This is a genomic window from Brachyspira pilosicoli P43/6/78 (assembly GCF_000325665.1).
Taxonomy (GTDB): Bacteria; Spirochaetota; Brachyspiria; order Brachyspirales; family Brachyspiraceae; genus Brachyspira; species Brachyspira pilosicoli.
The window spans coordinates 730,515-753,459 of sequence record NC_019908.1 but is presented as its reverse complement, the minus strand read 5'-3'; the positions used below and the strand labels follow the sequence as shown (position 1 = coordinate 753,459).

Here is a 22,945-nt window from a genome sequence, read left to right as displayed (position 1 = left end):
AGTTAATAAATGAAGAAAATTTTATTAGTTGCAGCTTTTGCAGCATTAATTTTCACTTTTAGTGCATGCGGCGGAAAATCTAGTGCAAATAACAATATAGTAAAAGTTGGATTTGCAGGAGAGTCTGATTATCAAATTTGGAATCCAATAGTAGAAAAGTTAGCAGAAGATGGCATTAAAGTAGAATTAGTTTCTTTTGCTGATTACACTATACCAAATCAAGCTTTAAATGATGGTGAGATTGATTTGAACGCTTTTCAGCATTATGCTTATTTTAATGATGAGGTATCTAATAAAGGTTATGATTTAACTGCTATTGCTGACACTTATATATCTGCTATGAATATTTATTCTACAAATATTACAGATGTAAAAGAAGTTAAAAAAGGTGATAAAGTAGCTATACCTAATGACCCATCAAATGGAGGAAGAGCTTTAAAGGTTTTAGAGGCTGCTGGTTTAATAAAAGTAAGAGAAGAAGCAGGCGATTCTCCTAGTGTTGCTGATATAGTAGAAAATCCTTTAAATTTAGAGATTGTAGAAGTTGATGCGGGTAGTATTTATAGTTTGCTTCCTGATGTTGCTTGTGCGGTTATAAACGGAAACTATGCTATAGATTTTGGTCTTAATCCTGGTTCTGATTATATTTTCAAAGATGACCCTGCAATATATAGCACTAAATCTTTTGTTAATTTAATTGCTGCTAGAACTGCTGATAAAGATAATGAATTATATAAAAAGGTTGTTGCTGCTTATCAGTCTGAAATAGTAGAGAAAGTTTATAATGAGAATTTTAAAGGTTCTTATTTACCTACTTGGAAATAAAAATAATTTTATATAAAAATAAAAACCTCTAGTAATTAGTTTTGCTAGAGGTTTTTTATTTCGTATTAAGATTTATTTTCTTAATTTTCTTCCTTCTTTATCTGTAAAAATATCTAACAATATTAAAACTATATCAACTATATACCATATTCCAAATCCGCCTACAGTGAGCCAATATAATATTCCAGTACCTACTTTTCCAACATAAAATCTATGCACTGGCAAAAATATTGCTAAAAGTAAAGTTACAACCCAACTTCTATCAGATACTTCACTATTCATAATAAATCTCCTAATTATTAAATTATTATTTTGAGATTATAATATATATTAAAAAAAAATCAAAGAAATTAGGAGATATATTTAAATAAGATTATATATTTATTTTAATATGTTTAAAAAATTATTTTGAAATAGTTTTTAGATAGTCTGCTGCTTCTTTTTGCTCTTTACGAATAGCAAACTCTAATGCTCTCTCACCATCTTTGTTTTTATGTTCTATATCAGCACCATTTTCTATTAAAAGCTTCATTGTCTCTATATCATTAATCCCAGAAGCAAACATTAAAGGAGTTACCAATTTGAAATTTTTAGCATTTACATCTGCCCCTGCTTCAACTAACGCCTTTATAATATCATGTTCTTTTGTAAGTGAAGCATAAAGTAAAGCAGAAAATAATGGCTTATCCCTTAAATTAACATCAGCACTAGAATCTATTAAATATTTAGCAACTTCTGCTTGTCTCTCAGCACAGGCAAACATTAAAGCTGTTATTCCTGTTTTGCTTCTAGCATTTAAATTAGCTCCGCCTTCTACTAAAAGCTTTGCTATATCAATATAACCCTTTTTAGCACAGAGCATTAAAAGTGTAAATCTTGACTCTTCATCTCTAGCATCAACCAATGAATTATCAGCTTCTATTAATTTTTTTACATTATCAAAATCATTGTTTTTGACATATTCAACTATTTGAGACATATATTTTTTTAAGCCTTTAATTATTATTGCCATTTATATGACTCTACAAGCATGGTAGATATTGATATACAAGCAATAGCCCAAATAAGAAAGAATATTACATTTTGTATATCTATTAGCCCCTTAGTAAAATCAGAAAAATATGTAGTTATAGAAATAGCATTTAATAATTTGCTAGCACCAGTAAACATCTCACTAAGCCAATTTATAATGTAAGCAAAAACTCCCATAGATACACCTAAAATAGCAGCTACTAATTGACTTTTTGATATACTTGTAGCTATTAAACCAAGTCCAAGTATAGCAGTACCAAGTAAAAATAATCCTAAATATCCGCTAAATATTACACCCATATCTGGCTTTCCAAATATCATTAAAAGTATAGGGTAAACAAAAGTCATAATTAAAAGCGAAGCATAAACAACTAATACAGATAAATATTTACCAATAACATATTGAAGTGAAGTAATAGGGGAGGTCATTATAAGTTCGAATGTACCAGATGCTCTCTCTTCTGCTATTAGTTTCATACATAAAATAGATAAGAATAATATTGTAAAAAATCCAATATTATACATAGTGTTTTCCATTACTGCCAATCTGCTATAATAAACTTCTATAGTGAAAAAATACCCTGTTAAAGCTAAATAAATAAATCCTAATATATAATATAAAGGAGATACATAGAAAGATTGAATCTCTCTAGAAAATACAACATATATGTTTCTCATTTTTACCTCTTTTTTAATAGTTAGTTTTTTTGTTTAATTACTCTTCTTCAGTATTGTTTTTTATACTGTCATCTTTTATATATTTACTTTTATCAAAATCCTGATTTTTCTTTTTATCTGTAAAGTAAATAAATACCTCTTCTAAGCTTCTCTCTTTAGGTTTTATTTCTAATACATCGAAATTATTATTAACCAAATGTTTTACTATTTCAGCACGAGAATCATTTCCTCTTTCGCATTCTATAATAATAGTTCCAAAATTATCAGTTTCAGCCTGTACAACGCCATTAACCTCTCTCACACATAAAAGAGCATCATTTTGTCTGTCAGCTACTTTAAGTTCAATATTTCCTCCAAGTATTTCTCTGTCCATAGCCATTTTTAAGCCTTCTATTGTATCTTCAGCAATAAGCTCTCCGCTGTCTATAATTAAAGCTCTCTCGCAAGTATCTTCTACTTCGCTTAATATATGTGTAGAAAGGATAACAGTTCTTGTTCCGCCTAAACTTTTTATTAATGCTCTTACTTCTATTAATTGATTAGGGTCAAGTCCGCTTGTAGGCTCATCTAGTATTAAAACTTCTGGGTCATGTATTATTGCCTGTGCTATACCTGTTCTTTGTCTGTATCCTTTAGATAAATGTCCTATTATTCTGTCTTTATATTTTGTTAAGCCTGTAATTTCTATTGTATTTTCTACAGCAGATTTTACTTTTTTGCTTGGAACTCCTTTTAGCTTAGCACAAAATTTAAGATAATCTGTTACAGTCATCTCTGTGTATAATGAAACATTTTCAGGCATATATCCTATTCTTTTTTTTAATTCTATAGGATTATCATAAACCTCATAATCATCTAAATAAACATATCCGCTTGTAGCAGGAAGATACCCTGTAATAATACGCATCATAGTAGATTTTCCAGCACCGTTTGGTCCTAAAAATCCAACTATTTCCCCTTTATTTATAGTATATGAAACACCCTTTAGAGCTAAATGTTCTCCATAGTATTTTACTACATTATCAACTTTTATCATTAATAATCCTTAATTAAAAAATATTAAATTACTTTTTAGAAGTTATTATATATAATATCGTATTTGATGAAAAAATATTTATAAAATTTCGTGATTTATATTATATTAATAATTATCTCTAATCTTTAATAAATCTAATTCATAAAGGAAAGGTATATCTTTTTTTACTTTTATAATATATAGCAAAGAAGAAATAAATATTCCTATTAAAGCAATTATTAAACCAGTATTTCCTAAATTGAATACAGTTTTATATAATATTAATATTGAAGAAGGTATATATATTCCTCCAGATAACGCTGTTAGCAGAAGAAATATAAAAAATACTAAGAATGGGTTTGTCATAAATGATGATTGAATTATAGATTCTATTGCAAAATAATTTAAAAATACTTTAAGATATAAATCTATCATAGATATTGAAGCTAATATAAAAAATCCTATAGAATATAATTTTTTGTTTTTTACAATAAATCCAGCTATAAAAAATGATAAGAATGTTATAGGAAGAACATAACTGCTGATAATGAGAGAAACTCCTATTAAAATTAATTCTATAAAAATAACCATAATTAAATATACAAATTTCTTTTGAACTGTACTAAATCCAAAAAATGAATACATTATTATCTTTGATTTTGACGCTCTATACTCATAATATATATGTCTAAAATAGCTTATAAATATTAATGCTATTGATATTAAAAAAAGTGCTGGGTATAATGTTAATTCTAAAAAAATTGAAGTTTTGGCATTTAAGTTTTCATCTTTACTATTAAAAATGATTGAAGGTATAGATGGAGTATTTTTTACATTGACATTAGCAAACTCTTCGTATGATATATTTGTGTTTCCGGTAGAGCCGACATACAATATATGCATAATTACAACAGCTTTGCCAGCCTTATTTAAATTGACATTTGCACTAGCTATTCCGTTTTCATCTGTAGGCACTACAAAAATATTTGTGTATGTTGTTTCTGCTTCTTCAAAACCATTATTTGTGTTTATTGTCTCTGTTTCAAAATTAAATATCTCTGGGTCTGAAGAAATAAATCTAACAAGTCTATTAACTAATGGGAGACCTCTTCTTTCTATCATAATTGATATTTCATTTATATTATTAGTTTCTTCCAAATTGAAAGAAATTTCTTTTTCGTATATAAAATTATATTCAGGGACTTTATTTGTTGTTTCCTCGGCAAATATTGAAATTTGAAATATAATTAAAACTAGACACAAATATTTAAACATACTACTAATCTTACCCAAATAATTAATCAAAAAAGAACACCAAGTTTACATAAACTTAAGTGTTCTTATAATTTGTTTTAGACATTAATTTATTATTATTTAATGATAGCAACAATTTCTTCATTTTTTACTATTAAATATTCTTTATTATCTTCTTTTATTTGTATTCCAGAATATTTATCGTATATAACTATATCACCTTTTTTTACTTGTATATCTTTACTAGAGCCTATTTCAACTACTTTTGCTTTTTGAGTTTTTTCTTTAGCTGTATCTGGAAGAAGTATTCCGCTTGAAGTTTTTTCTTCTTGTTCTAAAACTTGTAAAAGAACTCTATCTGCTAATGGTTTAATAGATGACATATAATATTCTCCTTTTTCAATATTGTTTTTATATAAATGGTTTTTATTATTAAAAATTTTTATTTATTTTATAATATAAATGTTAAAAAGTCAATATAAAAAAGGGTGTATATCTATATAACTTTTTATACGTATTTATTTTTAATAATATTTATATTTGTATTGACAATTTATTATATAAAAAATAAAATACAAGGAATAAATGGAGGGTTAAATAAACTGTATAATGAAACTTAAAGTTGAGAAAAAGACTATTAGTATAAGAGATGATAATGATAATAACAGAGAAGTTTTAAGAGATATTTTAATTAATGATGAAAATAAAGAAAAATCAGATTTACACAAATATTTTATAGAAAATAGAGAAGAGGCTGTTTATAAGCATTTATCTTACTTTGATGTTTATGAGAGATATTTTTCAAGGTTTAGAGGAAAAGATATTAATTTGCTTGAGATAGGGGTAGGATATGGCGGTTCATTAAAGATGTGGAAAAATTATTTCTCTATAAATGGTGCTAAGGTAAATATTTATGGCATTGATAAAAAAGAAAAATGCAAACGTTTTGAAGATGATAATATTAAAATATATATAGGCTCTCAAAATGACAGAGATTTTTTAAGAGAAGTAAAAAAAGAAATACCAAAATTGGACATACTTATTGATGATGGCAGTCATATAATGGAAGACCAGAGAATTACTTTTGAAGAGATGTATGGACATATTAAAGATGATGGTATTTATTTATGTGAAGATGTTTATACTTCTTATTGGACTAATTGTAATGGCGGATATAAAAATCCTAATTCGTTTATAGAATATACAAAAAACTTGATAGATTATTTGAATGCATATTCTGCTATAGAAGGGGACAGTTTAGAGGCGAATGATTTTACTAATAGTGCTTATTCTATTTCTTATTATGAGAGTTTAATTGTTATTGAAAAACGTATAAGAGATAGCAGGTATAATAGTTATTGTCAGCAGGGTTCTATAGGAAAGATGATATAATTATTTTGGAGTTGTAATGATATGGTAAAAAGAATAGAGATAGAAGAGTTTTTAAGGTTAGAGAGAGAAGAGAACTTGCCTGTTATAGATGTGCGTTCTCCTTCTGAGTTTAATCATGGGCATATACCTAATGCTAAAAATGTTTATTTATTTGATGATGAAGAGAGAAAAGTAGTTGGAACTATATATAAAGAAGAGGGCAGGGAGGCTGCTATATTAAAGGGGCTTGAATATGTTGGAAGCAGAATGGTTACAATATTAAAAGAGGTTGATAAAATATCTAAAAATAATGTTATATTAATGCATTGTTTTAGGGGAGGAATGAGAAGTGAGTCTGTTGCTTGGTTATGCTCTAATTATAAATATGATGTTTATGTGCTTGAGGGCGGATATAAAAGTTATAGACGATATGTTTTAGAGTCTTTTAATAATAAGAAATATAAAATCAATTTGGTTACAGGAAGAACAGGAAGTAAAAAAACTTTGATACTCAATAAATTAAAAGAATTAGAATACAATGTTGTAGATTTAGAGGGTATTGCTAAACATAAGGGTTCTGCTTTTGGGTGGATTAATGAAGGAGAGCAGCCTAGTCAGGAACAATTTGAGAATAATTTATGCTTAGAACTATCTAAATATGATAATGGTTCTTCTTTATGGGTGGAAGATGAAAGTTTATTAATTGGAAAAAGAGCTATACCAAGGGGGCTTTTTGATAATATGAAAAGTCCTGAGAATATTATATATTTAAATGTTTCTATAGAAGATAGGGCTAAATATATAACGGATACTTATGGGAAATATAGCATTGATGATTTAAGAGAATCTATAATAAAAATAAAAAAACGTCTTGGTGATGAGAGAATGAGAGAGGCTTTATCTTTACTAGATGAAGGTAAAATATATGAATGTGTTTTGGTTTTATTATACTATTATGATAAGGCTTATAGATTAAGTATTCAAGAAGAAAATAAAATAATTAATATAGAATGTAATAATTTAACTATAGATGATATAGTATCTTCAATTTCAAAACTTAAATCTTAATTTTACTATTTTTTATACATAAAAAAGGATTAACCATTTTTGGCTAATCCTTTTTATTTTTATTCTATTTTTTATTAGAATGATTCAAACTCATCATCATCATTTGCAGGTGCATTAAAAGTAGAACCAAATTCTTTATCAGAAGAAACACTAGAAGGTCTAGTTTCTTCATAAGGTTTTTTAGTAGGTTCTGATGATTTTAATGGGCTTTTTAATTCTGGTTTTTTATATATAGTATGCTCTTTTTTAGGCTCTTCTTTTTTTGCTGCAGTATTAGTTTTTGTATCTTCTTTCTTTTCTTGATTGTTTGGTTTTACTGGTATTTTACAATCTGCATTTCTCAACTTAAAGAATGCCATAGCATTTAATAATTCTTTAGATTGAGAGAATAAAGTTTCAGAAGAAGCACTAGCTTGTTCTACTAAAGCAGCATTTTGCTGAGTAGCCATATCCATTTGAGCTATAGCTATATTAACCTGATCAACTCCAGCCTGTTGTTCCATAGCAGTAGAGCTTAAATCCTGCATAATCTTAGCAGTTTCTTCAATTTGTTCTTTTAAGTTTTTAAATATCTCTGTTGATTCTCTAGCAGTTTCTGTAGCAGTAGCAATTTTCTCTTCAGAATCAGAAACTAAAGTAGTAATGTCTTTAACAGAAGCCTGAGTAGTTTGAGCTAAGTTTCTAACCTCAGAAGCAACAACCGCAAATCCTCTTCCTTGTTCTCCAGCACGAGCAGCCTCAACAGCAGCATTCAAAGCAAGTATGTTAGTTTGGAAAGCAATAGATTCAATTATTTTTGTAATAGCACTAATTTTTGAGCTTGATTCATAAACAGCTTCAATATTTTTAGTAGTCTCTTCTATTATTCTTCCAGCTTCATCTATAGCATGACGAGAGTTAATCATCATGTTGTTTCCTTCAACAGTATGCTCTGCAGAAGTTTTTATTGTAGAGGCAATCTCTTCCATAGAAGAAGCAGTTTCCTCAAGACCAGAAGCCTGATTTTCTGTTCTATTTGATAATTCAATATTTTGCTGTGCTACTTCCTGAGCAGAAGCTTTTACTATATCAGCACTGCAATATACTGTTTTTACTTTTTCATTAAGAGTATTTAATGTACTTGCTATAGCACCAGCTATTATAGCAAACTCGTCTTTTCTATTAAGCACAGGTTCTGGTACATTCCAATTTAAATCTCCTTCAGATAGTCTTGTTAAGTCTTTTGATAATAATTTCAATGTAGTAGTAATACTTCTTATATATAAGAATATTATAAAACATGTAATTATTAATATAACTACAGTACCAATTCTTGAATAAAGTCTCATAGAATAAGTATGAGCAAATAATTCTTTTGATGCTACACTCATTACTATAGACCAACCAGAAATAGGCTCTCTATAGAACGCTGAGAAAGAATCTTCACCATTAAATGGAGATTTGAACTCATAAGTACCAGATTCATTTTCAGAAGCATAAACAATATAATCAGCATTTTTAAGAGTTTCATTTCTAACATGTTCAGGAATAGGGTCTGCTATAACGTTTCTATCTGTATCTATAACAAAAGGGTGTCCAGTATTTCCAAACTTAACTAACTCTAATTCATCATCTATAAATCCAAGCCAATCTACTAATATAGCAACACTTCCTATTATATTTCCTAATGAGTTTTTTATAGGACTAAATACTACTACTAAATATAGCCCGTCAGTAATAGAAGAAGGTATTACTGTTTTATACATAGCAGTTTGTCCGGCTCTTACTTTCCCCCATGCATCTGTAGTATTTAATTTTACCATAGTAGGGGAATTTACGATTTTTCCATCAGCACTGTCTAATACTATGTTACCGTTAACATCATATAAAGCTAATCCATTTAATTGGTCATTATTGTTAGCGAGTTTTTTTAATACATCTTGAGCCGCAATAGCAGTTTCAGGAGTGTTTAAAGCTAAATATTCAGTTAATTCTATATGACTTTTAGATATTGAATCAGCTAAAACCATAGCCTGTTTTAACCACACATTAACCATTCTTGAATATATCTTAGTAGATGATTCTAAACCAAATATAGCCCCTTGCCTTATACCTTGAGCACCTATATTTAATATTATAGCAACCAGTATAGTTGTCATTACTGTTATAATTGCGGTAACAAATAAAGGTACTTTTACCGACAAAGATTGCAACTTTTTCACTTTTAAACTCCATTTTCTATTTATTAACTGCATAATAATAACTACTATTTTTAATCAAGTCAAGTATAATCAACTTGTTTTTTTATACTTTTTTATGCTATTTAATATTATCGTAATGGTATTGTTTAATTTTTAATATTGAGTTTATTTTCTGCTTCACTTTTTCTTATATATAGAGGATTTAGCGAAAATATGTTATCGAATTGTCTTTTATTGTAGCGCTCTTCTGATATTAATATAGAATTTGATGCTTTTATAATATTGTAGGAATTGTCTAATTTGTTTAATTTGTATTCTTGTAATTTCTCTAGAAAATAATCTTCATTTTTTGAAAAACCGTCTCCGCATAATGTGATAGTATCATCTTTTGTTGATATATCTTTTATTAAATTTACTGATTCTTCATAAGTTAAATCTAGATTCTCTTTTATTTTGTTATTGTCTTTATATATATTAGCGTAAATACTTCCCTTTCTAGCATCTATCATGGAGAGTTTTATGCCATTATATGATACTATATTTTGATACAATGTTTCTAAACTTGATGCACCTATAATTGGTATATTTTTTGCGTAACATATTGTCTTTATTGTAGAAAATGCTATTCTAATTGCTGTAAACGAACCTGGTCCTATACCCATTACTATACAATTAATTTCATTTAGAGATATTTTATTCTCTTCTAAAAAACTATTTAGTATAGGAAGTAATTCTTCATTGTGGTTTTTTATATTTTCTTTATTTACTTCAATTATATTATTGTCTTTTTTTAATGCTATAGAAAAGCTTGATGATACTGTATCGAATGCTAATATATTACTCATGACATTAAATTTATTACTAAGCCTTTAAGTCTCATCATTTTGTTTGCTATTGCTATATGATTTTTTTGCTCTTTCATAATTTCTCTATATAGAGCATCTAATTCTTCATTTATTTTTGATATTACTTGGAATTTTTTAAGGTTTGAGAATACAGTTCTTACTTTGTATGCATCTTTTATTACTTTTTCTGTTAGAGATGTTATTAAATCTCTAAATTTCTGAAAATCCTTAATATTTGCACTTTTTTCTAACACATTTCCAGCATCATAAATTTGTCTTTTTAACTCATCTAATTCTAATGAGTATTTTCTAATTTCTCTTTCTTCTTCGAGCATTGCCGCAAAAGATGAAGAAGATGTTGCAACTTTCATAGATGTGGTTTCAGGATGCATTAATATATTATTTAAGTTTATATCGGTATTTCTTCTCTCTTGTACTCTCATGGCGAATCCTTTGAATTATGTTAACTAGCATAATATTATGTTAACCTAACATATATCGCAAAAAATAGCAACATAATAAATGTCGTATTTTTAAAAAAATGCTTTATTTATTTTTAATTTTATTCAAAAAGGTTTAATTACTACTTGAAGTAATTTTATAATATTGTATAATAATAATCAGTATTTTTATAAAGGAGTTTTTAATGGATACCAAAAGGGAGAGATTGTCAAGTAGATTAGGTTTTTTGCTTGTATCAGCTGGATGTGCTATAGGGCTTGGCAATATATGGCGATTTCCCTACATTACTGGAAAATACGGCGGAGCTGCTTTTGTTATAATATATATAATATCATTATTAGTAGTGGGGATACCAATACTTATAATGGAGTTTAGCATAGGACGTGCTGGGCAGAGAGATATTGCTGGTTCTTATAAAGTATTAGAAAAGAAGGGGCATAAATGGCATATAATTGGTTATGTGCAAATAATAGGCTGTTTAATACTCATGATGTTTTATACTACAGTTGCTGGCTGGAGCATAATATATTCTTTTTATATGTTAATTGGAAAGATAGATAATCTGAGTGCTGAAGGGGTAGGTGAGCTTTTTGGGGCTACTATTGCTAATCCTTATATTAGTGTTGCTGGTTTATTTGTTACAGTTTTACTAGCTACTATAATATGTTTTATTGGACTTCAGAAGGGGGTTGAGAAATACTCTAAGTTTATGATGTCTTCTTTGTTTGTAATAGTAGTTATACTTATAATAAGGTCTATTACTTTGCCTAATGCTATTGAAGGAGTAAAATTCTACCTTCTTCCAGATTTGGGTAAAATGTTTAACGGAGGAATAGAAAACTTTTTTGAAGTGGTTTATGCGGCTGTTGGTCAGGCATTTTTTACTCTTGGTATTGGTATAGGAAGCATGACAATTTTTGGAAGCTATATAGGAAAAGAGAGAACTATAACAAATGAAACTCTTATAATAGTTGTGTTGGATACTTTAATTGCTTTTTTATCTGGGCTTGTTATATTTCCTGCAAGTTTTGCTTTTGGGGTTAATCCGGGAGAAGGACCAGGCTTAGCTTTTGTTACTCTTCCTAACATATTTAATTCAATGCCTTTATCTAGAGTTTGGGGCTTGCTATTTTTTGTATTTTTATCTATGGCAGCACTTACTACTGTTATAACTGTATTTGAAAACTTGATTGCTTTTACTATGTCTGAGTTTAATTTAAAAAGAAATATATCTTCAGTAATAGTTGGTATTGTAGTTTTTGTTTTAGGTTCTACTACAGCATTAGGTTTTAATGTATTATCATTTATAGAGCCTATGGGAAAGGGTACTAGCTTTTTGGATTTATATGACTTTATTGTTACATACAATTTAGTTGAGCTTGGAGGAGTGTATATAATAATATTTTGTGTTTCTAAATATGGTTGGGGTTGGAATAATTTTATAAAAGAGGCTGATATGGGAATGGGAATTAAATTTCCTCAATTTACAAGGGTGTATATAACATATATTCTTCCTGTAATTATATTTATAATATTTATAATTAACTATATTGTTAAGTTTTCTTAAATAAATTAGTTTATAAATATTAAAAAGCTGATATACAAAAACAACTTTATATTAAAAAAACCAATTTACGGGACAATTTTTTGGGAGAGTATTTATACTCTCCTTTTTTATATTTAGGTGTTGACATTATTTTTATATAAGTATATCATTATATTATAATATAGTTATATATAAATAGGTATTTTATGAAAAAAAATCAAAAAAAAGAAAAAAACATAATAGAAGACTATGAGGATAATTGTGAGGTAAATAATATATCTTCATTTATACCAAAACTTCCAAATGACGATGAGTTTTCGGTTTTAGCCGATTTCTTTTCTGTATTTTCTGACCCTACCAGATTAAAAATAATATCTGTTTTAAGCGAGAGGGAATTATGCGTTCATGAATTGGTATCTTTGCTTGATATGAAGCAGCCTTCTGTATCTCAGCATTTAAAGATGTTATGGCAGGCTAGGGTAGTAAAAAAAAGAAAAGTTGGGCTTCATGTGTTTTATAGGCTTGATGATGAACATATAGAAAAAATTTATGCTTGGGGGTATGAGCATGTCAAAGAATAAAGAAAAAATTTTATTTATTAGTGAAATTACTATTTCATTAGTTGTTTTAATTTTACTTAATGCTTTGCATAATAAAATTCATGGTGTGATAGAATATATAATATTTTTTATACCTTATTTTATTTTAGGCAGAGATGTTTTTAAGAATGCTGTATTAGATTTTGTGAAGGGCAAGTTTATGAGAGAGAGTTTTCTTATGAGCATTGCTACAGTTGGTGCTATAATACTTCATCAATTACCTGAGGCATTAGCAGTACTTCTTTTCTACAGAATAGGTGAATATTTTGAAGATATGGCAGTTGATAAATCTAAAAGAACAATAGCGGCACTAATGTCTATAAGGGCAGATTTTGCTAATATTATAAAAGAAGACGGAACTATAGAAAAAGTTGATATTTCTAAAGTTAATATAAATGACAATATATTAATTAACCCATTTGAAAAAGTGCCTCTAGATTCTATTATCTATGAAGGGGAGAGCTGGCTTGATACTAAGGCTTTAACCGGAGAGAGTATGCCAAAAGATGTAAAGGTTAATGATGAAATTTTAGCTGGCACTATAAATGGAGAGAGCAGCATAAAGGCTAGAGTTATTAGAGTATATGCAGAATCTTCAATAGCAAAAATATTAAAATTAGTTAGAGAATCTCAAAACAGAAAAGCTAATATAGAACAATTCATTACAAAGTTTGCTGGAATATATACTCCAATAGTTGTATTTGGAGCTATTTTACTTACTATAATACCAACTATAATATATGGTAAAGAGTTTTTTAATGATTGGTTTGCCCGTTCGCTTACATTGCTTGTAGTTTCTTGTCCTTGTGCTTTTATGGTTGGTATTCCATTAACATATTTTGCTTCTATAGGAAGAGCTTCAAAGTTTGGTATAATGGTTAAAGGCGGAGTATTTTTAGATTTGCTTGCTCAAACTAAAAAGGTAATATTTGATAAAACAGGAACTCTCACCAAAGGTAAGTTTTATATAAGAGAGATAGAAAATGCTGGTATATATGATGATGATACATTAATTAAATATGCTTCTTTGGCAGAAATAGGCTCTTCTCACCCTATAGCTATATCAATAGTAGAGCATTACAAAAAAAATCATGAAATAAATGAAAGCTTAATAACATCACATAAAGATATTAGAGGTAAGGGTTCAGAATCAATTATTGAGGGCAAAAGTATTTTAATAGGAAAGCTTGATTTATTAAAACAAAATAATATAAAGCTTCCAGATAATATTAATAATAAATTTAATGTTTATATTTCAATAGACGGTGAATATGCGGGTGCTTTTTATATTGATGATATTATAAAAGATGATACTAAAGAGGCTATTGATTTATTAAACTCTATGAATATAGAAACTGCTTTAATTAGCGGCGATAATATAGAACGTGTTACTTCATTTGCAAAAGAGAATAATATACAATCATTTAGCGGAGGCTGTTTGCCAGAAGAGAAGGTAAATGTATTAGAAGGTATGATGAAAGATAGTAAAGTTTCAATATTTGTAGGCGATGGAATAAATGATGCACCTTCTTTGGCTCGTGCTGATATTGGTATTGCTATGGGAGGGCTTGGTTCTGATGCTGCTATAGAAAATGCTGATGTTATTATAATGGACGATAAGCCTTCAAAAGTTGCTGCTATTATTAAGCTTGCTAAAAAGAATCATATTGTTGTTTTAGAAAATATATTGCTTGCTTTAGTGATTAAATTTGGAGCTATAATACTTGGAGCTTTGGGGCTTGCTTCTATAGCACTTGCCATATTTGCTGATACTGGTGTTACTGTTATAGTTGTACTTAATGCTTTAAGACTTCTTTATCCTATAGGAGAGAAATCAAATATTGAAAATGTAAGTCCAAAAGATATAGATATAAAAGTAACAAGCTGTAATTGCGGGCATCATCATTAATTATATTTTGTTTATGAGTGATAAATATTGCATACTTTTTTAGTTTAAAAAAATAGGTATTCCTTATAATCTAAATTAGACAAAAAGGAATACCTATAAAACTATTATACTTTAATAAACTAAGGAATACTTAGCGCAATATATAAGGCTCCAATGCAATATTTTTTATATTTTTATATTTAAATATTTGAAAAAATATATATAATGTAATAAAAATGAATTAGTTTGGAGTTTTAATGGAATACCTAAAAGAGACCGTTTTTTATGGAAATAGTTTATTTAAATATTTAATTGCTTTAGTATTATTTATTGCAAGTTTTGCTATTATGAGAATTGGGCTTCTTATTTTAGTTAGACTATTAATGACGGTTAATGTTAAGTTTCAGAATTCATTTTTTGCTGCTTTAGCTAAGAGTGTAAAAAGAAGAAGTTTGCCTGTTATATTTGTAGCTTCTTTAGCAATAGGTAAATCCACACTAGTATTGCCTAAGGTATTAGGAGGATATTGGGGTAAGATATTAGCTGTATGTATAATTGTTTTCTCTGTATTATTTATATGTGATATTATAACTAATTTTACAGAGAATTATTTATCTCAGAAAAAAAATGTTATTATATCTGATGGAATAGTTACTTTAATAAAAGTATTAGTATGGATAATTGGTATTTTAACTATACTTTCAAATGTTGGTGTTAATGTTACTACATTTATTACAGGACTTGGTATTGGCGGTGTTGCTGTGGCTTTTGCAGCTCAAAGTATAATAGCAGATTTATTTAATTATTTTGTTATTGTTTTTGATAAGCCTTTTTTGAAAGGGGACTTTATTCAGATTGACCAAGATTTGGGTACTGTTGAATATATAGGCATAAAATCTACTCGTATAAGAAGAAACAGCGGCGAACAGCTTTTAATATCTAATACTAATTTGCTTGCTTCAAGAATACAAAACTATAGAGTGTTAGAAAAAAGAAGAAAATATATGCTATTAGGTGTTGAGTATTCAACTCCATTAGAAACACTTAAAAAAATACCTGATTTGGTTAAAAGTATTATAGAAAGTGAAAGTTCTACTACATTTTATAGTGCAAGATTTGTAGAGTTTGCTGATTCTTCATTAAACTTTGAAGTAATATATTATGTTAATATTCCAGATTATGCTGAGTTTGTAAAGGTTGTAGAAAGCATTAACTATAAGCTCGTAGAAGAGTTTGCAAAAATTAATGCTAATTTTGCATTCCCTTCAAGAACTATTTATATAAGCAAAGATTAAGCTTTTAATTTAAAATACTCTAACTTATGATGTACATTCAAAGTATCATCTGCTACTTCTTTACCTAAGATAGAGCTTTGATAAACAAGCTGTGAGTTTTCTTGTGTTATAGTATTTAATTCATTCATAGCTAAATTAATTTCTTTTACACTGTTCTCTTCTGTAGATACAGAATTATATACTTCCAAAAGAAGATTTGATACTTCATTAGCTGAGTTTTCTATCTTTGAGAGTATATCTAAAGAGTGTGTAACAGATTCATATCCTACTTCTATTTTTGATAAAGTTTTTTCTATAATACTGGTTATATTTCCTGCCGCATCATTAACATTATTAGCTAAGTTTCTAATTTCCAAAGCAACTACAGCAAATCCTTTACCTTGTTCACCGGCACGTGCTGCTTCTACTGCGGCATTTAATGCTAAAATATTTGTTTGTAATGCTATATCTTGTATAAGTTTTGTAATATTTGAAATCTCTTTACTTGAAGATGATATATCATACATGTTATTAGATATTTTATTAACTGCATCAACGCCGCTTTTTGAATAATCTGCTACTTTTATGCCCATATCTTTTGCTAAATTACTATGCTTAGATGTTTCAGATATTGAGGTAAAAAGACTTTCAATAGAGCTTGTTATTTCTTCTATTGCAGCAGCTTGAGATGAAGTTCTATCAGATAAATTATAAATACCATTTGATATTTGTGCTGTAGAGTTTTTAATGCCGTCTATATGCGACTTAATGCCATAAACTATTTGAGATATTTTCTCTTGCATCTCATTTAAAGAGTTAGTTAAATGTCCTGATTCATCTTTTAATGATAAATCTTTTTTATTAAAATTACTATTAAAATTGCCTTCTTTCATAAAGTCTATTATCTCTATAGAATGATTTAAAGGCTTAATAACTTTTGATACTAATAATATTTCGATAACAATTAAAGCTATCATAATTAATAGTATAATAAGCATTATTATATAAAATTGAATATTAATACTTCTAGCATCTCCTTTAAAAACAATTATCCAAGGAGCATTAGACAAAGTTTGTATACTATACCATTGATTTTTATATATTTTGGTTTCGTTTAGATGAGAAGAAAAATTATCTTTAAAATTTTCAAATAAAGGGTCTGTAAATAAATTATTGTCTTTATTTAGCAGATATTTCTTATCATCATGAGTTATATAAATACCATCTTGAGATACAATATAACATTCACCTGCAAAGCTTTTTTTTACATTTTCAATTATTCCATTAATATCTGTAAAATCTATAGAAAATACTCCAAGTAATGAATTATTAGTATATGCCGCCTTACTAAATGTAACAGTAAGTTCATTTACTATAAAATCTATATAAGGTTCACTGATATAAACATCATTTGTCAAAACAGCATTTTTATACCAATCTCTTGAAGTTTGGTCATAAGAGCGGTCATATTCTGCCAATGTATTAATAAAAATACCACCTTGAGAATAAGGTACAGTTTCACCATAATATACATTTAAATAACCTGTTTGTGATTTAGCAATATTTGTAAAAAAGTTTCCTATAGTTTCTACACTAGGATTTGCTTCAAGATTATTTACTACGGTGTTTACTGTATTTTTTATTTCATTAATTTGTCCCTCTGTTATATTTTTCAAGTTTAGAGTTTGAAAATGTTTTTCTTTTAAAAATTTTCCTATATGTATAGGTTTATAAATAAAGTATGTTAATATAAATGCTGCAAATAAAAATATAGAAAAAGTTAAAATAAACTTAAACATTAAACCTTTTTTCATTCATTAGTCCTAAAAATTAAAATGACTATGAAATTATAATATAAATATGAAAAAATGCAAATTTATTGAATTTCTGGTTTTGAAGTAATATATATTTTGGATATTTGCCAATTATTGGAACGTTTTAATTTGAGAGAGGATTTTAATTTTGTTACCATCTCAGCAAGTCTAGTTTTATTTCCAGATTTAAATCCTTCTCCGCTAAAATACTGCTCTTCTAACCATACAGCTTCTTTTTTCATGAATATAGCATAAAAACTATCTAAGCCAAACGGAGCAGAAACAACTATTTTAAAAATAGAGTTTTCTGGAGGAATTGTATATTCTGTATTAGAATCTATATTGTTTTTTTGAATATTATTGTTTTCCATATAATTATTAAAATCATTAGGATGCATTAAAATAATATTGCCGTCATTTTGCAAAGCTATTATATATAAATAACCATCTTCTGTTGAATTAAACTTTATTTTGAATGTTTCATTTTCTATTATTTCGCCGCTATTTTTTATAATGATGTTTTCATTGCTTGATGTAATTCTCTCTATTTCAAAGTTTAAATTAATATTACTATTTTCATTGGTAAAAGAATCTAATAAACTTTTTGCAAAATAATATTCTAAATAGGTTCCTATTTCACTGATTTGAGAATTAGCCTGATTTGAAGCTATAGATTTATATTCTTTAAGAGTTTCATTTTTTGTTATATCTATTACTGTGAAATTATAAAAAAGTTCATATTCATTTGTTTCTGATGAATTATTGGTATTTGAAGGATTGCCGAGCTTTTCTTCTATTATATCATTTAATTCTTTTTTTTCTTGAGTATAGTTATTTAATTTATCTAATGTATTTACTATATCATTAGAGTAGGATTGAAGATATTCATTTGTGAGTAAAATATTTGTTATATTGTTTGTTTGTAAGTTATTGGTTGATATATTATTAGTGTTTTTTAGTTTTAGTTCACTATCCATTATAATTGCAACATTAACTTTTAAATTTGATGCTACTGTTAGTCCTTGTTCAAATGTTAATTCATCTGTTTTGAATAATCGTTTTTTCATTCTATCTACTGTGATAGTGTAGGGGTGTTTTAGATATGCAAAACGATTTATAGTTCTTACAATATCTTTTCTTAAAGGAGAGTTGTTTTTTAATTCATAGTTCAAATCTACTATAGATATTTTTAATTGTTCTCTTGAATATAAACAAAATATATTTAATAGCAATATGATTAGAACTTTTAATTTCAAGAAAATATCTCCTAATATTCTATTGTATGCTTAATAGAGTTGGTATTAATATTATGAATATTATCGAGTATATCCATTATTCTAGATAAATCATCAGCACTATAATATTCTATTATAATTTTGCCTTCTTTACCTTCTTTATCTATTACATTAACTTTTGTAGAAAATATTTTCTCCAAATCATTTTCCAATTTTTTTATATTTGGGTCTTTCTTATTTTCTTTTTTTATATTTTGATTTTGTGTATCATTATTGTCTTTTACTATTTCTTTTTTTTCTTTTACTATTTTTTCACATTCTCTTACAGAATAACCTTTTTCTATTATTTCCTTAGCAAATAAATCTCTCTCTTCATCATTGTCGCTAAAAGAAAGTATTGTTCTAGCATGTCCTTCTGTAAGTTTATTTTCTAATATTAGGTTTTGTATATTTTCATTTAACTCTAATATTCTCATAGAGTTTGAAATAGTGCTTCTGCTTTTTCCTACTCTATTAGCCAATTCTTCTTGTTTAATATTTAAATCATATATTAATTTTTTGTAGCTTCTTGCTATTTCTATTGCGTTTAAATCTGCTCTTTGAATATTTTCTACAAGTGTAAGTTCGAGCATTTTAGAGTCTGGTATGTTCTTTAATACTAATGCTGGTACTTTGTCTTTGTTTAAATATTTAAATGCTCTAAATCTTCTCTCTCCAGATATTATTTGATATTTGCCGTCTTTTTCTCTTAATGTAACAGGGTTTATAAGTCCGTTTTCTTTTATAGATTCAGCAAGCCCTTTAATTTCTTCTTCGTTAAAAACTTTTCTAGGCTGATCTGGATTAACATCTATAAGTGAAATATCTATTTCTAATATTCCATTTTTTTCAGCTTCTTCAACAGCTCTTTTTATTTCTTTATCTGTAGATTTTATTAAGGCATTCATACCCTGACCGCCAAGTCCGCCTTTTCTAGTCATATATTATTACTCCAAAAAATTATTTAGACCTTTCTATAAACTCTTTTGCAAACTCTTTATAACTTCTAGCACCAATACATTCTTTATCATAATCTGTAATAGCTTTTCCGTAAGAAGGAGCTTCACTCAAACGTACATTTCTTGGTATCATAGTCTTATAAGTTTTATCTTTAAAATAATTAACAACCTCTCTAACGACATCATTACTAAGATTAGTTCTGCCGTCATACATTGTTAATAATACGCCTTCTATGTGCAAATTAGGATTTAAGTTCTCTTTTACTAAAGATATAGTATTATTAAGCTCTCCAACTCCGTCTAAAGCATAAAACTCGCATTGTATCGGTATGAGCACAGAATCGCAAGCAGTGAGAGCATTTAAAGTGAGAATACCTAAAGTAGGAGGGCAATCAATAAATATATAATCATAATTATTTCTTATTTTTTCTAAAGCTTTTTTTAGTTTATATTCTCTTCCTATTTCGCTTACTAGTTCTATTTGAGCACCTACCAAATCAGAATCTGAAGGTATAAGGTAAAGATTTTCTTGATATGTATTTATTATTACTTGTTCTATATCAGCTTCTCCGATTAAAATATCGTATATCCCATATTCCATTTTATCTCTTGTAACCCCTATACCCAAACAGGCATTAGCTTGCGGGTCTATATCGATTAATAAAGTTTTATATCCCATAGATGCTACTATAGAACTTAAATTAACAGCTGTTGTTGTTTTGCCAACACCGCCTTTTTGATTTACTATTGATATAATTTTAGACATATAAAATAACCCTTAAAATTATTATATTATAACAAAAGTATATATTTTATCAAGGTTTTAATAAATTATAATAGATTAGATATTATAATTTTTAAAATATGTATTTATAGAATATGTTTAAATATGTTAACTTTTTTTCTAAATATATTGAGATTTTTTTATTTAAATATAAAATAATATGATAACAAAACAATAGGAGTGTATATGAGTATAGGTTCTGGAAAAATAGAATTAGAAGAGGGTATAAAACTATTTAGAAACGAGAACTATAAAGAGGCAATAGAGTCTTTAGAAAAGATATTCGCTCAAAATAATGATGTAGAGTCTGGATACCACCTTGCTTTATCCTATGCCCAGATGCAAGATTATGATAATACACTTGAAGTTTTTGACAAGATTTTAAGAAGGCTTGATAATCCGCTTAGAATGATGCAGGCACATGTTATTGTTGGCTATATATATGCTATTAGAGAAATGTATGATTTGGCTGAGTTTGAGCTTCTTGATGCTTTATCTTATGATATAGAAAATACTCAAATTTATTCTGTGCTTGGATATGTTTATTATAAAGAAAAAAAATTCTAGAAAGGCTATAGAATATTTAAGAAAGGCAGTGGCTTTAGATTCAGAAAGTCCGAATGCCAGAAACTCATTAGGCTTTATACTAGTTGATAGTGATATTAATATAGATGAAGGAATAGAAGAGATAAAAAAGGCTTTACATAAAGACCCTTCTAATCCTGCATATTTAGATTCTTTGGGTTGGGCTTATTTCAAAAAGAAAGATATTGCCAATGCTAAAAATTATCTTACTAAAGCATTTGAAATAGCTCCTTCTAATAAAGATATAAAAGAACATCTTTTGAAGCTTGATAACTATAAAATATAATATTTTTTTGGAGGTTTATTGTTTATGAAAAAATTTGTAATAGTTTTTGTTTTTTTATTATCTTTATCGCTTTATTCTCAGTATGATTTAAAGTATGCTGGAAAGATAGAAGTTTTAAGAGATGGTAAGTCTTCTAGTTTTAGTAATAAAGTTTATGATGGAGACACTATTAAAACTTCAAAAAATGCTTTTGCTGAGATAAAAATAAAAAATAAATATTATTATCTATCAGAAAATACATCTTTTTCTATAAAGAATGGGGAGATTAATTTAGTTAATGGAGTTTACTATACTAGAGCTAATCAATTTAACTCTATTAATGATTTTAAAAGCTATGATAAAGATTTAAAAGTTTATGTTGATCCTTATCCATTTTATGCTGGCAAAGTTTCTACTATTTATGTAACTTCCAAAGATGATGTAAAAATAAAAAATGCAAAACTTATGGGAAGTGCAAGACCTATAGTGAAATTTTTTGAATTAAAAGATGCTAGTGATAAGATGAAAGTTTATAAAAGTGTATTTGGAATATATGTAGGCTCTCAAGATAAAAAATATCAGTTTCAATCAAATGTTGAGCTTAAAGATAAAACTATAGCTACAGTAGCTTTAGATATTGATTTGGATTTTACACCGCCTCCTCCAAAACCTAAGCAAATACAAGGTGTTACAACAACTATGAAAAATATTATAAGTAATCCGCAGAAATCTAAAGAAGAAAGAGAGCTTCTTAACGGCAAAATTTATATAAGCTATACTCCGACAAATTATGCTGACAGCGTTTATATAATGCCTGCACAAGGAAGATACTCTTCTGGTTTTGGTGCTTTTAGGGGATATACTAAAGATTATGCTAGATACCATCAAGGTTTTGATATTGCAAACACTAACGGCACACCAATAATTGCTGCTAATAATGGAGTTGTGAGAGTTTCAAGAGAATTATTTGTAAGAGGTAATTGTGTTGTTATAGACCATGGTCAGGGTGTTTACAGTAGTTATTTTCATATGTCTAAACTTATAGCTAAAGAGGGTCAGTATGTAAAAAAAGGTGATATTATTGGGCTTATAGGTTCTACTGGTATGTCTACAGGACCTCATTGCCATTGGGAGATGAGAGCAGGTAATATGACTTTTGATCCTTTGAGTATACTAGATAAACCTACAAAATTTAATGTAAAAGTGCTTACGGAGTTAAAGTAATTT

General features: G+C 27.6%; 23 protein-coding genes. 10 read left to right on the top strand and 13 right to left on the bottom strand.

Annotated elements, in window-relative coordinates:
* Positions 1 to 9 precede the first annotated feature (9 nt).
* Positions 10 to 825: a MetQ/NlpA family ABC transporter substrate-binding protein gene (locus BPP43_RS03345; RefSeq protein ID WP_013245172.1), complete on the top strand. Its 816-nt coding sequence runs from the start codon at positions 10 to 12 to the stop codon at positions 823 to 825.
* Positions 826 to 897: 72 nt separating this feature from the next.
* On the opposite strand, the gene BPP43_RS03340 is transcribed toward BPP43_RS03345, so the two are convergent.
* From BPP43_RS03340 to BPP43_RS03315, 6 genes are all read right to left on the bottom strand, one after another.
* A complete protein-coding gene (locus BPP43_RS03340; protein WP_013245173.1) occupies positions 898 to 1,107 on the bottom strand; it encodes a TM2 domain-containing protein in 210 nt (69 codons plus the stop codon).
* Between the two features lie 121 nt (positions 1,108 to 1,228).
* On the bottom strand, positions 1,229 to 1,804 hold the full coding sequence (locus tag BPP43_RS03335; protein ID WP_041752861.1) for an ankyrin repeat domain-containing protein: 576 nt from the start codon (positions 1,802 to 1,804) through the stop codon (positions 1,229 to 1,231).
* Positions 1,805 to 1,827: 23 nt separating this feature from the next.
* Entirely contained in the window at positions 1,828 to 2,535 is a 708-nt protein-coding gene (locus BPP43_RS03330) for an ABC transporter permease (protein WP_013245176.1), read from the bottom strand.
* Positions 2,536 to 2,572: 37 nt separating this feature from the next.
* Positions 2,573 to 3,571, bottom strand: a complete 999-nt coding sequence (locus tag BPP43_RS03325) for an ABC transporter ATP-binding protein (protein WP_013245177.1) — start codon at positions 3,569 to 3,571, stop codon at positions 2,573 to 2,575.
* Positions 3,572 to 3,676: 105 nt separating this feature from the next.
* Entirely contained in the window at positions 3,677 to 4,825 is a 1,149-nt protein-coding gene (locus BPP43_RS03320) for a hypothetical protein (RefSeq protein WP_015274162.1), read from the bottom strand.
* Positions 4,826 to 4,920: 95 nt separating this feature from the next.
* The gene (locus BPP43_RS03315; protein WP_013245179.1) at positions 4,921 to 5,187 is read right to left on the bottom strand and encodes a co-chaperone GroES; all 267 of its coding nucleotides are present in this window, start codon (positions 5,185 to 5,187) and stop codon (positions 4,921 to 4,923) included.
* A 226-nt stretch (positions 5,188 to 5,413) separates the two neighbouring features.
* Between BPP43_RS03315 and BPP43_RS03310 the strand changes: the two genes are divergently transcribed.
* Positions 5,414 to 6,196 carry a class I SAM-dependent methyltransferase gene (locus tag BPP43_RS03310; protein WP_014933104.1) on the top strand — a complete coding sequence of 261 codons (783 nt, stop codon included), beginning with the start codon at positions 5,414 to 5,416 and terminating at the stop codon, positions 6,194 to 6,196.
* Between the two features lie 21 nt (positions 6,197 to 6,217).
* The gene (mnmH, locus tag BPP43_RS03305; protein ID WP_015274161.1) at positions 6,218 to 7,243 is read left to right on the top strand and encodes a tRNA 2-selenouridine(34) synthase MnmH; all 1,026 of its coding nucleotides are present in this window, start codon (positions 6,218 to 6,220) and stop codon (positions 7,241 to 7,243) included.
* Between the two features lie 74 nt (positions 7,244 to 7,317).
* On the opposite strand, the gene BPP43_RS03300 is transcribed toward mnmH, so the two are convergent.
* From BPP43_RS03300 to BPP43_RS03290, 3 genes are all read right to left on the bottom strand, one after another.
* Entirely contained in the window at positions 7,318 to 9,477 is a 2,160-nt protein-coding gene (locus BPP43_RS03300) for a methyl-accepting chemotaxis protein (protein WP_015274160.1), read from the bottom strand.
* A gap of 92 nt (positions 9,478 to 9,569) precedes the next feature.
* Entirely contained in the window at positions 9,570 to 10,268 is a 699-nt protein-coding gene (gene tsaB / locus BPP43_RS03295) for a tRNA (adenosine(37)-N6)-threonylcarbamoyltransferase complex dimerization subunit type 1 TsaB (protein ID WP_015274159.1), read from the bottom strand.
* The gene (locus BPP43_RS03290; RefSeq protein ID WP_013245184.1) at positions 10,265 to 10,711 is read right to left on the bottom strand and encodes a YaaR family protein; all 447 of its coding nucleotides are present in this window, start codon (positions 10,709 to 10,711) and stop codon (positions 10,265 to 10,267) included. Before BPP43_RS03290 ends, tsaB begins: the two co-directional genes overlap by 4 nt.
* Before the next feature lie 203 nt (positions 10,712 to 10,914).
* Between BPP43_RS03290 and BPP43_RS03285 the strand changes: the two genes are divergently transcribed.
* From BPP43_RS03285 to BPP43_RS03270, 4 genes are all read left to right on the top strand, one after another.
* Complete coding sequence (locus BPP43_RS03285) at positions 10,915 to 12,297, top strand: sodium-dependent transporter (RefSeq protein WP_013245185.1); 1,383 nt, start codon at positions 10,915 to 10,917, stop codon at positions 12,295 to 12,297.
* Positions 12,298 to 12,482: 185 nt separating this feature from the next.
* Positions 12,483 to 12,857 carry an ArsR/SmtB family transcription factor gene (locus BPP43_RS03280; RefSeq protein ID WP_013245186.1) on the top strand — a complete coding sequence of 125 codons (375 nt, stop codon included), beginning with the start codon at positions 12,483 to 12,485 and terminating at the stop codon, positions 12,855 to 12,857.
* Entirely contained in the window at positions 12,844 to 14,784 is a 1,941-nt protein-coding gene (locus BPP43_RS03275) for a heavy metal translocating P-type ATPase (protein ID WP_015274158.1), read from the top strand. The genes BPP43_RS03280 and BPP43_RS03275 overlap by 14 nt, the downstream gene beginning before the upstream one ends.
* A gap of 236 nt (positions 14,785 to 15,020) precedes the next feature.
* Positions 15,021 to 16,058 carry a mechanosensitive ion channel family protein gene (locus tag BPP43_RS03270; protein ID WP_013245188.1) on the top strand — a complete coding sequence of 346 codons (1,038 nt, stop codon included), beginning with the start codon at positions 15,021 to 15,023 and terminating at the stop codon, positions 16,056 to 16,058.
* On the opposite strand, the gene BPP43_RS03265 is transcribed toward BPP43_RS03270, so the two are convergent.
* The 4 genes from BPP43_RS03265 to BPP43_RS03250 all read right to left on the bottom strand — a co-directional run bounded on the left by BPP43_RS03265 (position 16,055) and on the right by BPP43_RS03250 (position 20,850).
* Positions 16,055 to 17,851 carry a methyl-accepting chemotaxis protein gene (locus BPP43_RS03265; RefSeq protein WP_014933112.1) on the bottom strand — a complete coding sequence of 599 codons (1,797 nt, stop codon included), beginning with the start codon at positions 17,849 to 17,851 and terminating at the stop codon, positions 16,055 to 16,057. The two genes, BPP43_RS03270 and BPP43_RS03265, sit on opposite strands and share 4 nt — an antisense overlap.
* A 62-nt stretch (positions 17,852 to 17,913) precedes the next feature.
* The gene (locus BPP43_RS03260) at positions 17,914 to 19,107 is read right to left on the bottom strand and encodes a DUF4384 domain-containing protein (protein WP_014935873.1); all 1,194 of its coding nucleotides are present in this window, start codon (positions 19,105 to 19,107) and stop codon (positions 17,914 to 17,916) included.
* Between the two features lie 11 nt (positions 19,108 to 19,118).
* Positions 19,119 to 20,066 (bottom strand): ParB/RepB/Spo0J family partition protein, encoded by a 948-nt coding sequence (locus BPP43_RS03255; RefSeq protein ID WP_015274157.1) that lies wholly within the window; start codon positions 20,064 to 20,066, stop codon positions 19,119 to 19,121.
* Between the two features lie 19 nt (positions 20,067 to 20,085).
* The gene (locus BPP43_RS03250; RefSeq protein WP_013245192.1) at positions 20,086 to 20,850 is read right to left on the bottom strand and encodes a ParA family protein; all 765 of its coding nucleotides are present in this window, start codon (positions 20,848 to 20,850) and stop codon (positions 20,086 to 20,088) included.
* Positions 20,851 to 21,054: 204 nt separating this feature from the next.
* Between BPP43_RS03250 and BPP43_RS11980 the strand changes: the two genes are divergently transcribed.
* The 3 genes from BPP43_RS11980 to BPP43_RS03240 are packed head-to-tail and all read left to right on the top strand — an operon-like array spanning position 21,055 to position 22,942.
* Positions 21,055 to 21,435: a tetratricopeptide repeat protein gene (locus BPP43_RS11980; protein ID WP_252832387.1), complete on the top strand. Its 381-nt coding sequence runs from the start codon at positions 21,055 to 21,057 to the stop codon at positions 21,433 to 21,435.
* The gene (locus BPP43_RS11975; protein WP_252832386.1) at positions 21,407 to 21,739 is read left to right on the top strand and encodes a tetratricopeptide repeat protein; all 333 of its coding nucleotides are present in this window, start codon (positions 21,407 to 21,409) and stop codon (positions 21,737 to 21,739) included. The genes BPP43_RS11980 and BPP43_RS11975 overlap by 29 nt, the downstream gene beginning before the upstream one ends.
* 24 nt (positions 21,740 to 21,763) lie before the next feature.
* Entirely contained in the window at positions 21,764 to 22,942 is a 1,179-nt protein-coding gene (locus tag BPP43_RS03240; RefSeq protein ID WP_015274156.1) for a M23 family metallopeptidase, read from the top strand.
* Positions 22,943 to 22,945 lie beyond the last annotated feature (3 nt).

Coding starts and splice junctions, on each gene's coding strand:
- BPP43_RS03345 (WP_013245172.1), top strand. CDS start 10: ATGAAGAAAATTTTATTAGTTGCAGCTTTTGCAGCATTAATTTTCACT.
- BPP43_RS03340 (WP_013245173.1), bottom strand. CDS start 1,107: ATGAATAGTGAAGTATCTGATAGAAGTTGGGTTGTAACTTTACTTTTA.
- BPP43_RS03335 (WP_041752861.1), bottom strand. CDS start 1,804: ATGTCTCAAATAGTTGAATATGTCAAAAACAATGATTTTGATAATGTA.
- BPP43_RS03330 (WP_013245176.1), bottom strand. CDS start 2,535: ATGAGAAACATATATGTTGTATTTTCTAGAGAGATTCAATCTTTCTAT.
- BPP43_RS03325 (WP_013245177.1), bottom strand. CDS start 3,571: ATGATAAAAGTTGATAATGTAGTAAAATACTATGGAGAACATTTAGCT.
- BPP43_RS03320 (WP_015274162.1), bottom strand. CDS start 4,825: ATGTTTAAATATTTGTGTCTAGTTTTAATTATATTTCAAATTTCAATA.
- BPP43_RS03315 (WP_013245179.1), bottom strand. CDS start 5,187: ATGTCATCTATTAAACCATTAGCAGATAGAGTTCTTTTACAAGTTTTA.
- BPP43_RS03310 (WP_014933104.1), top strand. CDS start 5,414: ATGAAACTTAAAGTTGAGAAAAAGACTATTAGTATAAGAGATGATAAT.
- mnmH (WP_015274161.1), top strand. CDS start 6,218: ATGGTAAAAAGAATAGAGATAGAAGAGTTTTTAAGGTTAGAGAGAGAA.
- BPP43_RS03300 (WP_015274160.1), bottom strand. CDS start 9,477: ATGCAGTTAATAAATAGAAAATGGAGTTTAAAAGTGAAAAAGTTGCAA.
- tsaB (WP_015274159.1), bottom strand. CDS start 10,268: ATGAGTAATATATTAGCATTCGATACAGTATCATCAAGCTTTTCTATA.
- BPP43_RS03290 (WP_013245184.1), bottom strand. CDS start 10,711: ATGAGAGTACAAGAGAGAAGAAATACCGATATAAACTTAAATAATATA.
- BPP43_RS03285 (WP_013245185.1), top strand. CDS start 10,915: ATGGATACCAAAAGGGAGAGATTGTCAAGTAGATTAGGTTTTTTGCTT.
- BPP43_RS03280 (WP_013245186.1), top strand. CDS start 12,483: ATGAAAAAAAATCAAAAAAAAGAAAAAAACATAATAGAAGACTATGAG.
- BPP43_RS03275 (WP_015274158.1), top strand. CDS start 12,844: ATGTCAAAGAATAAAGAAAAAATTTTATTTATTAGTGAAATTACTATT.
- BPP43_RS03270 (WP_013245188.1), top strand. CDS start 15,021: ATGGAATACCTAAAAGAGACCGTTTTTTATGGAAATAGTTTATTTAAA.
- BPP43_RS03265 (WP_014933112.1), bottom strand. CDS start 17,851: ATGAAAAAAGGTTTAATGTTTAAGTTTATTTTAACTTTTTCTATATTT.
- BPP43_RS03255 (WP_015274157.1), bottom strand. CDS start 20,066: ATGACTAGAAAAGGCGGACTTGGCGGTCAGGGTATGAATGCCTTAATA.
- BPP43_RS03250 (WP_013245192.1), bottom strand. CDS start 20,850: ATGTCTAAAATTATATCAATAGTAAATCAAAAAGGCGGTGTTGGCAAA.
- BPP43_RS11980 (WP_252832387.1), top strand. CDS start 21,055: ATGAGTATAGGTTCTGGAAAAATAGAATTAGAAGAGGGTATAAAACTA.
- BPP43_RS11975 (WP_252832386.1), top strand. CDS start 21,407: ATGTTTATTATAAAGAAAAAAAATTCTAGAAAGGCTATAGAATATTTA.
- BPP43_RS03240 (WP_015274156.1), top strand. CDS start 21,764: ATGAAAAAATTTGTAATAGTTTTTGTTTTTTTATTATCTTTATCGCTT.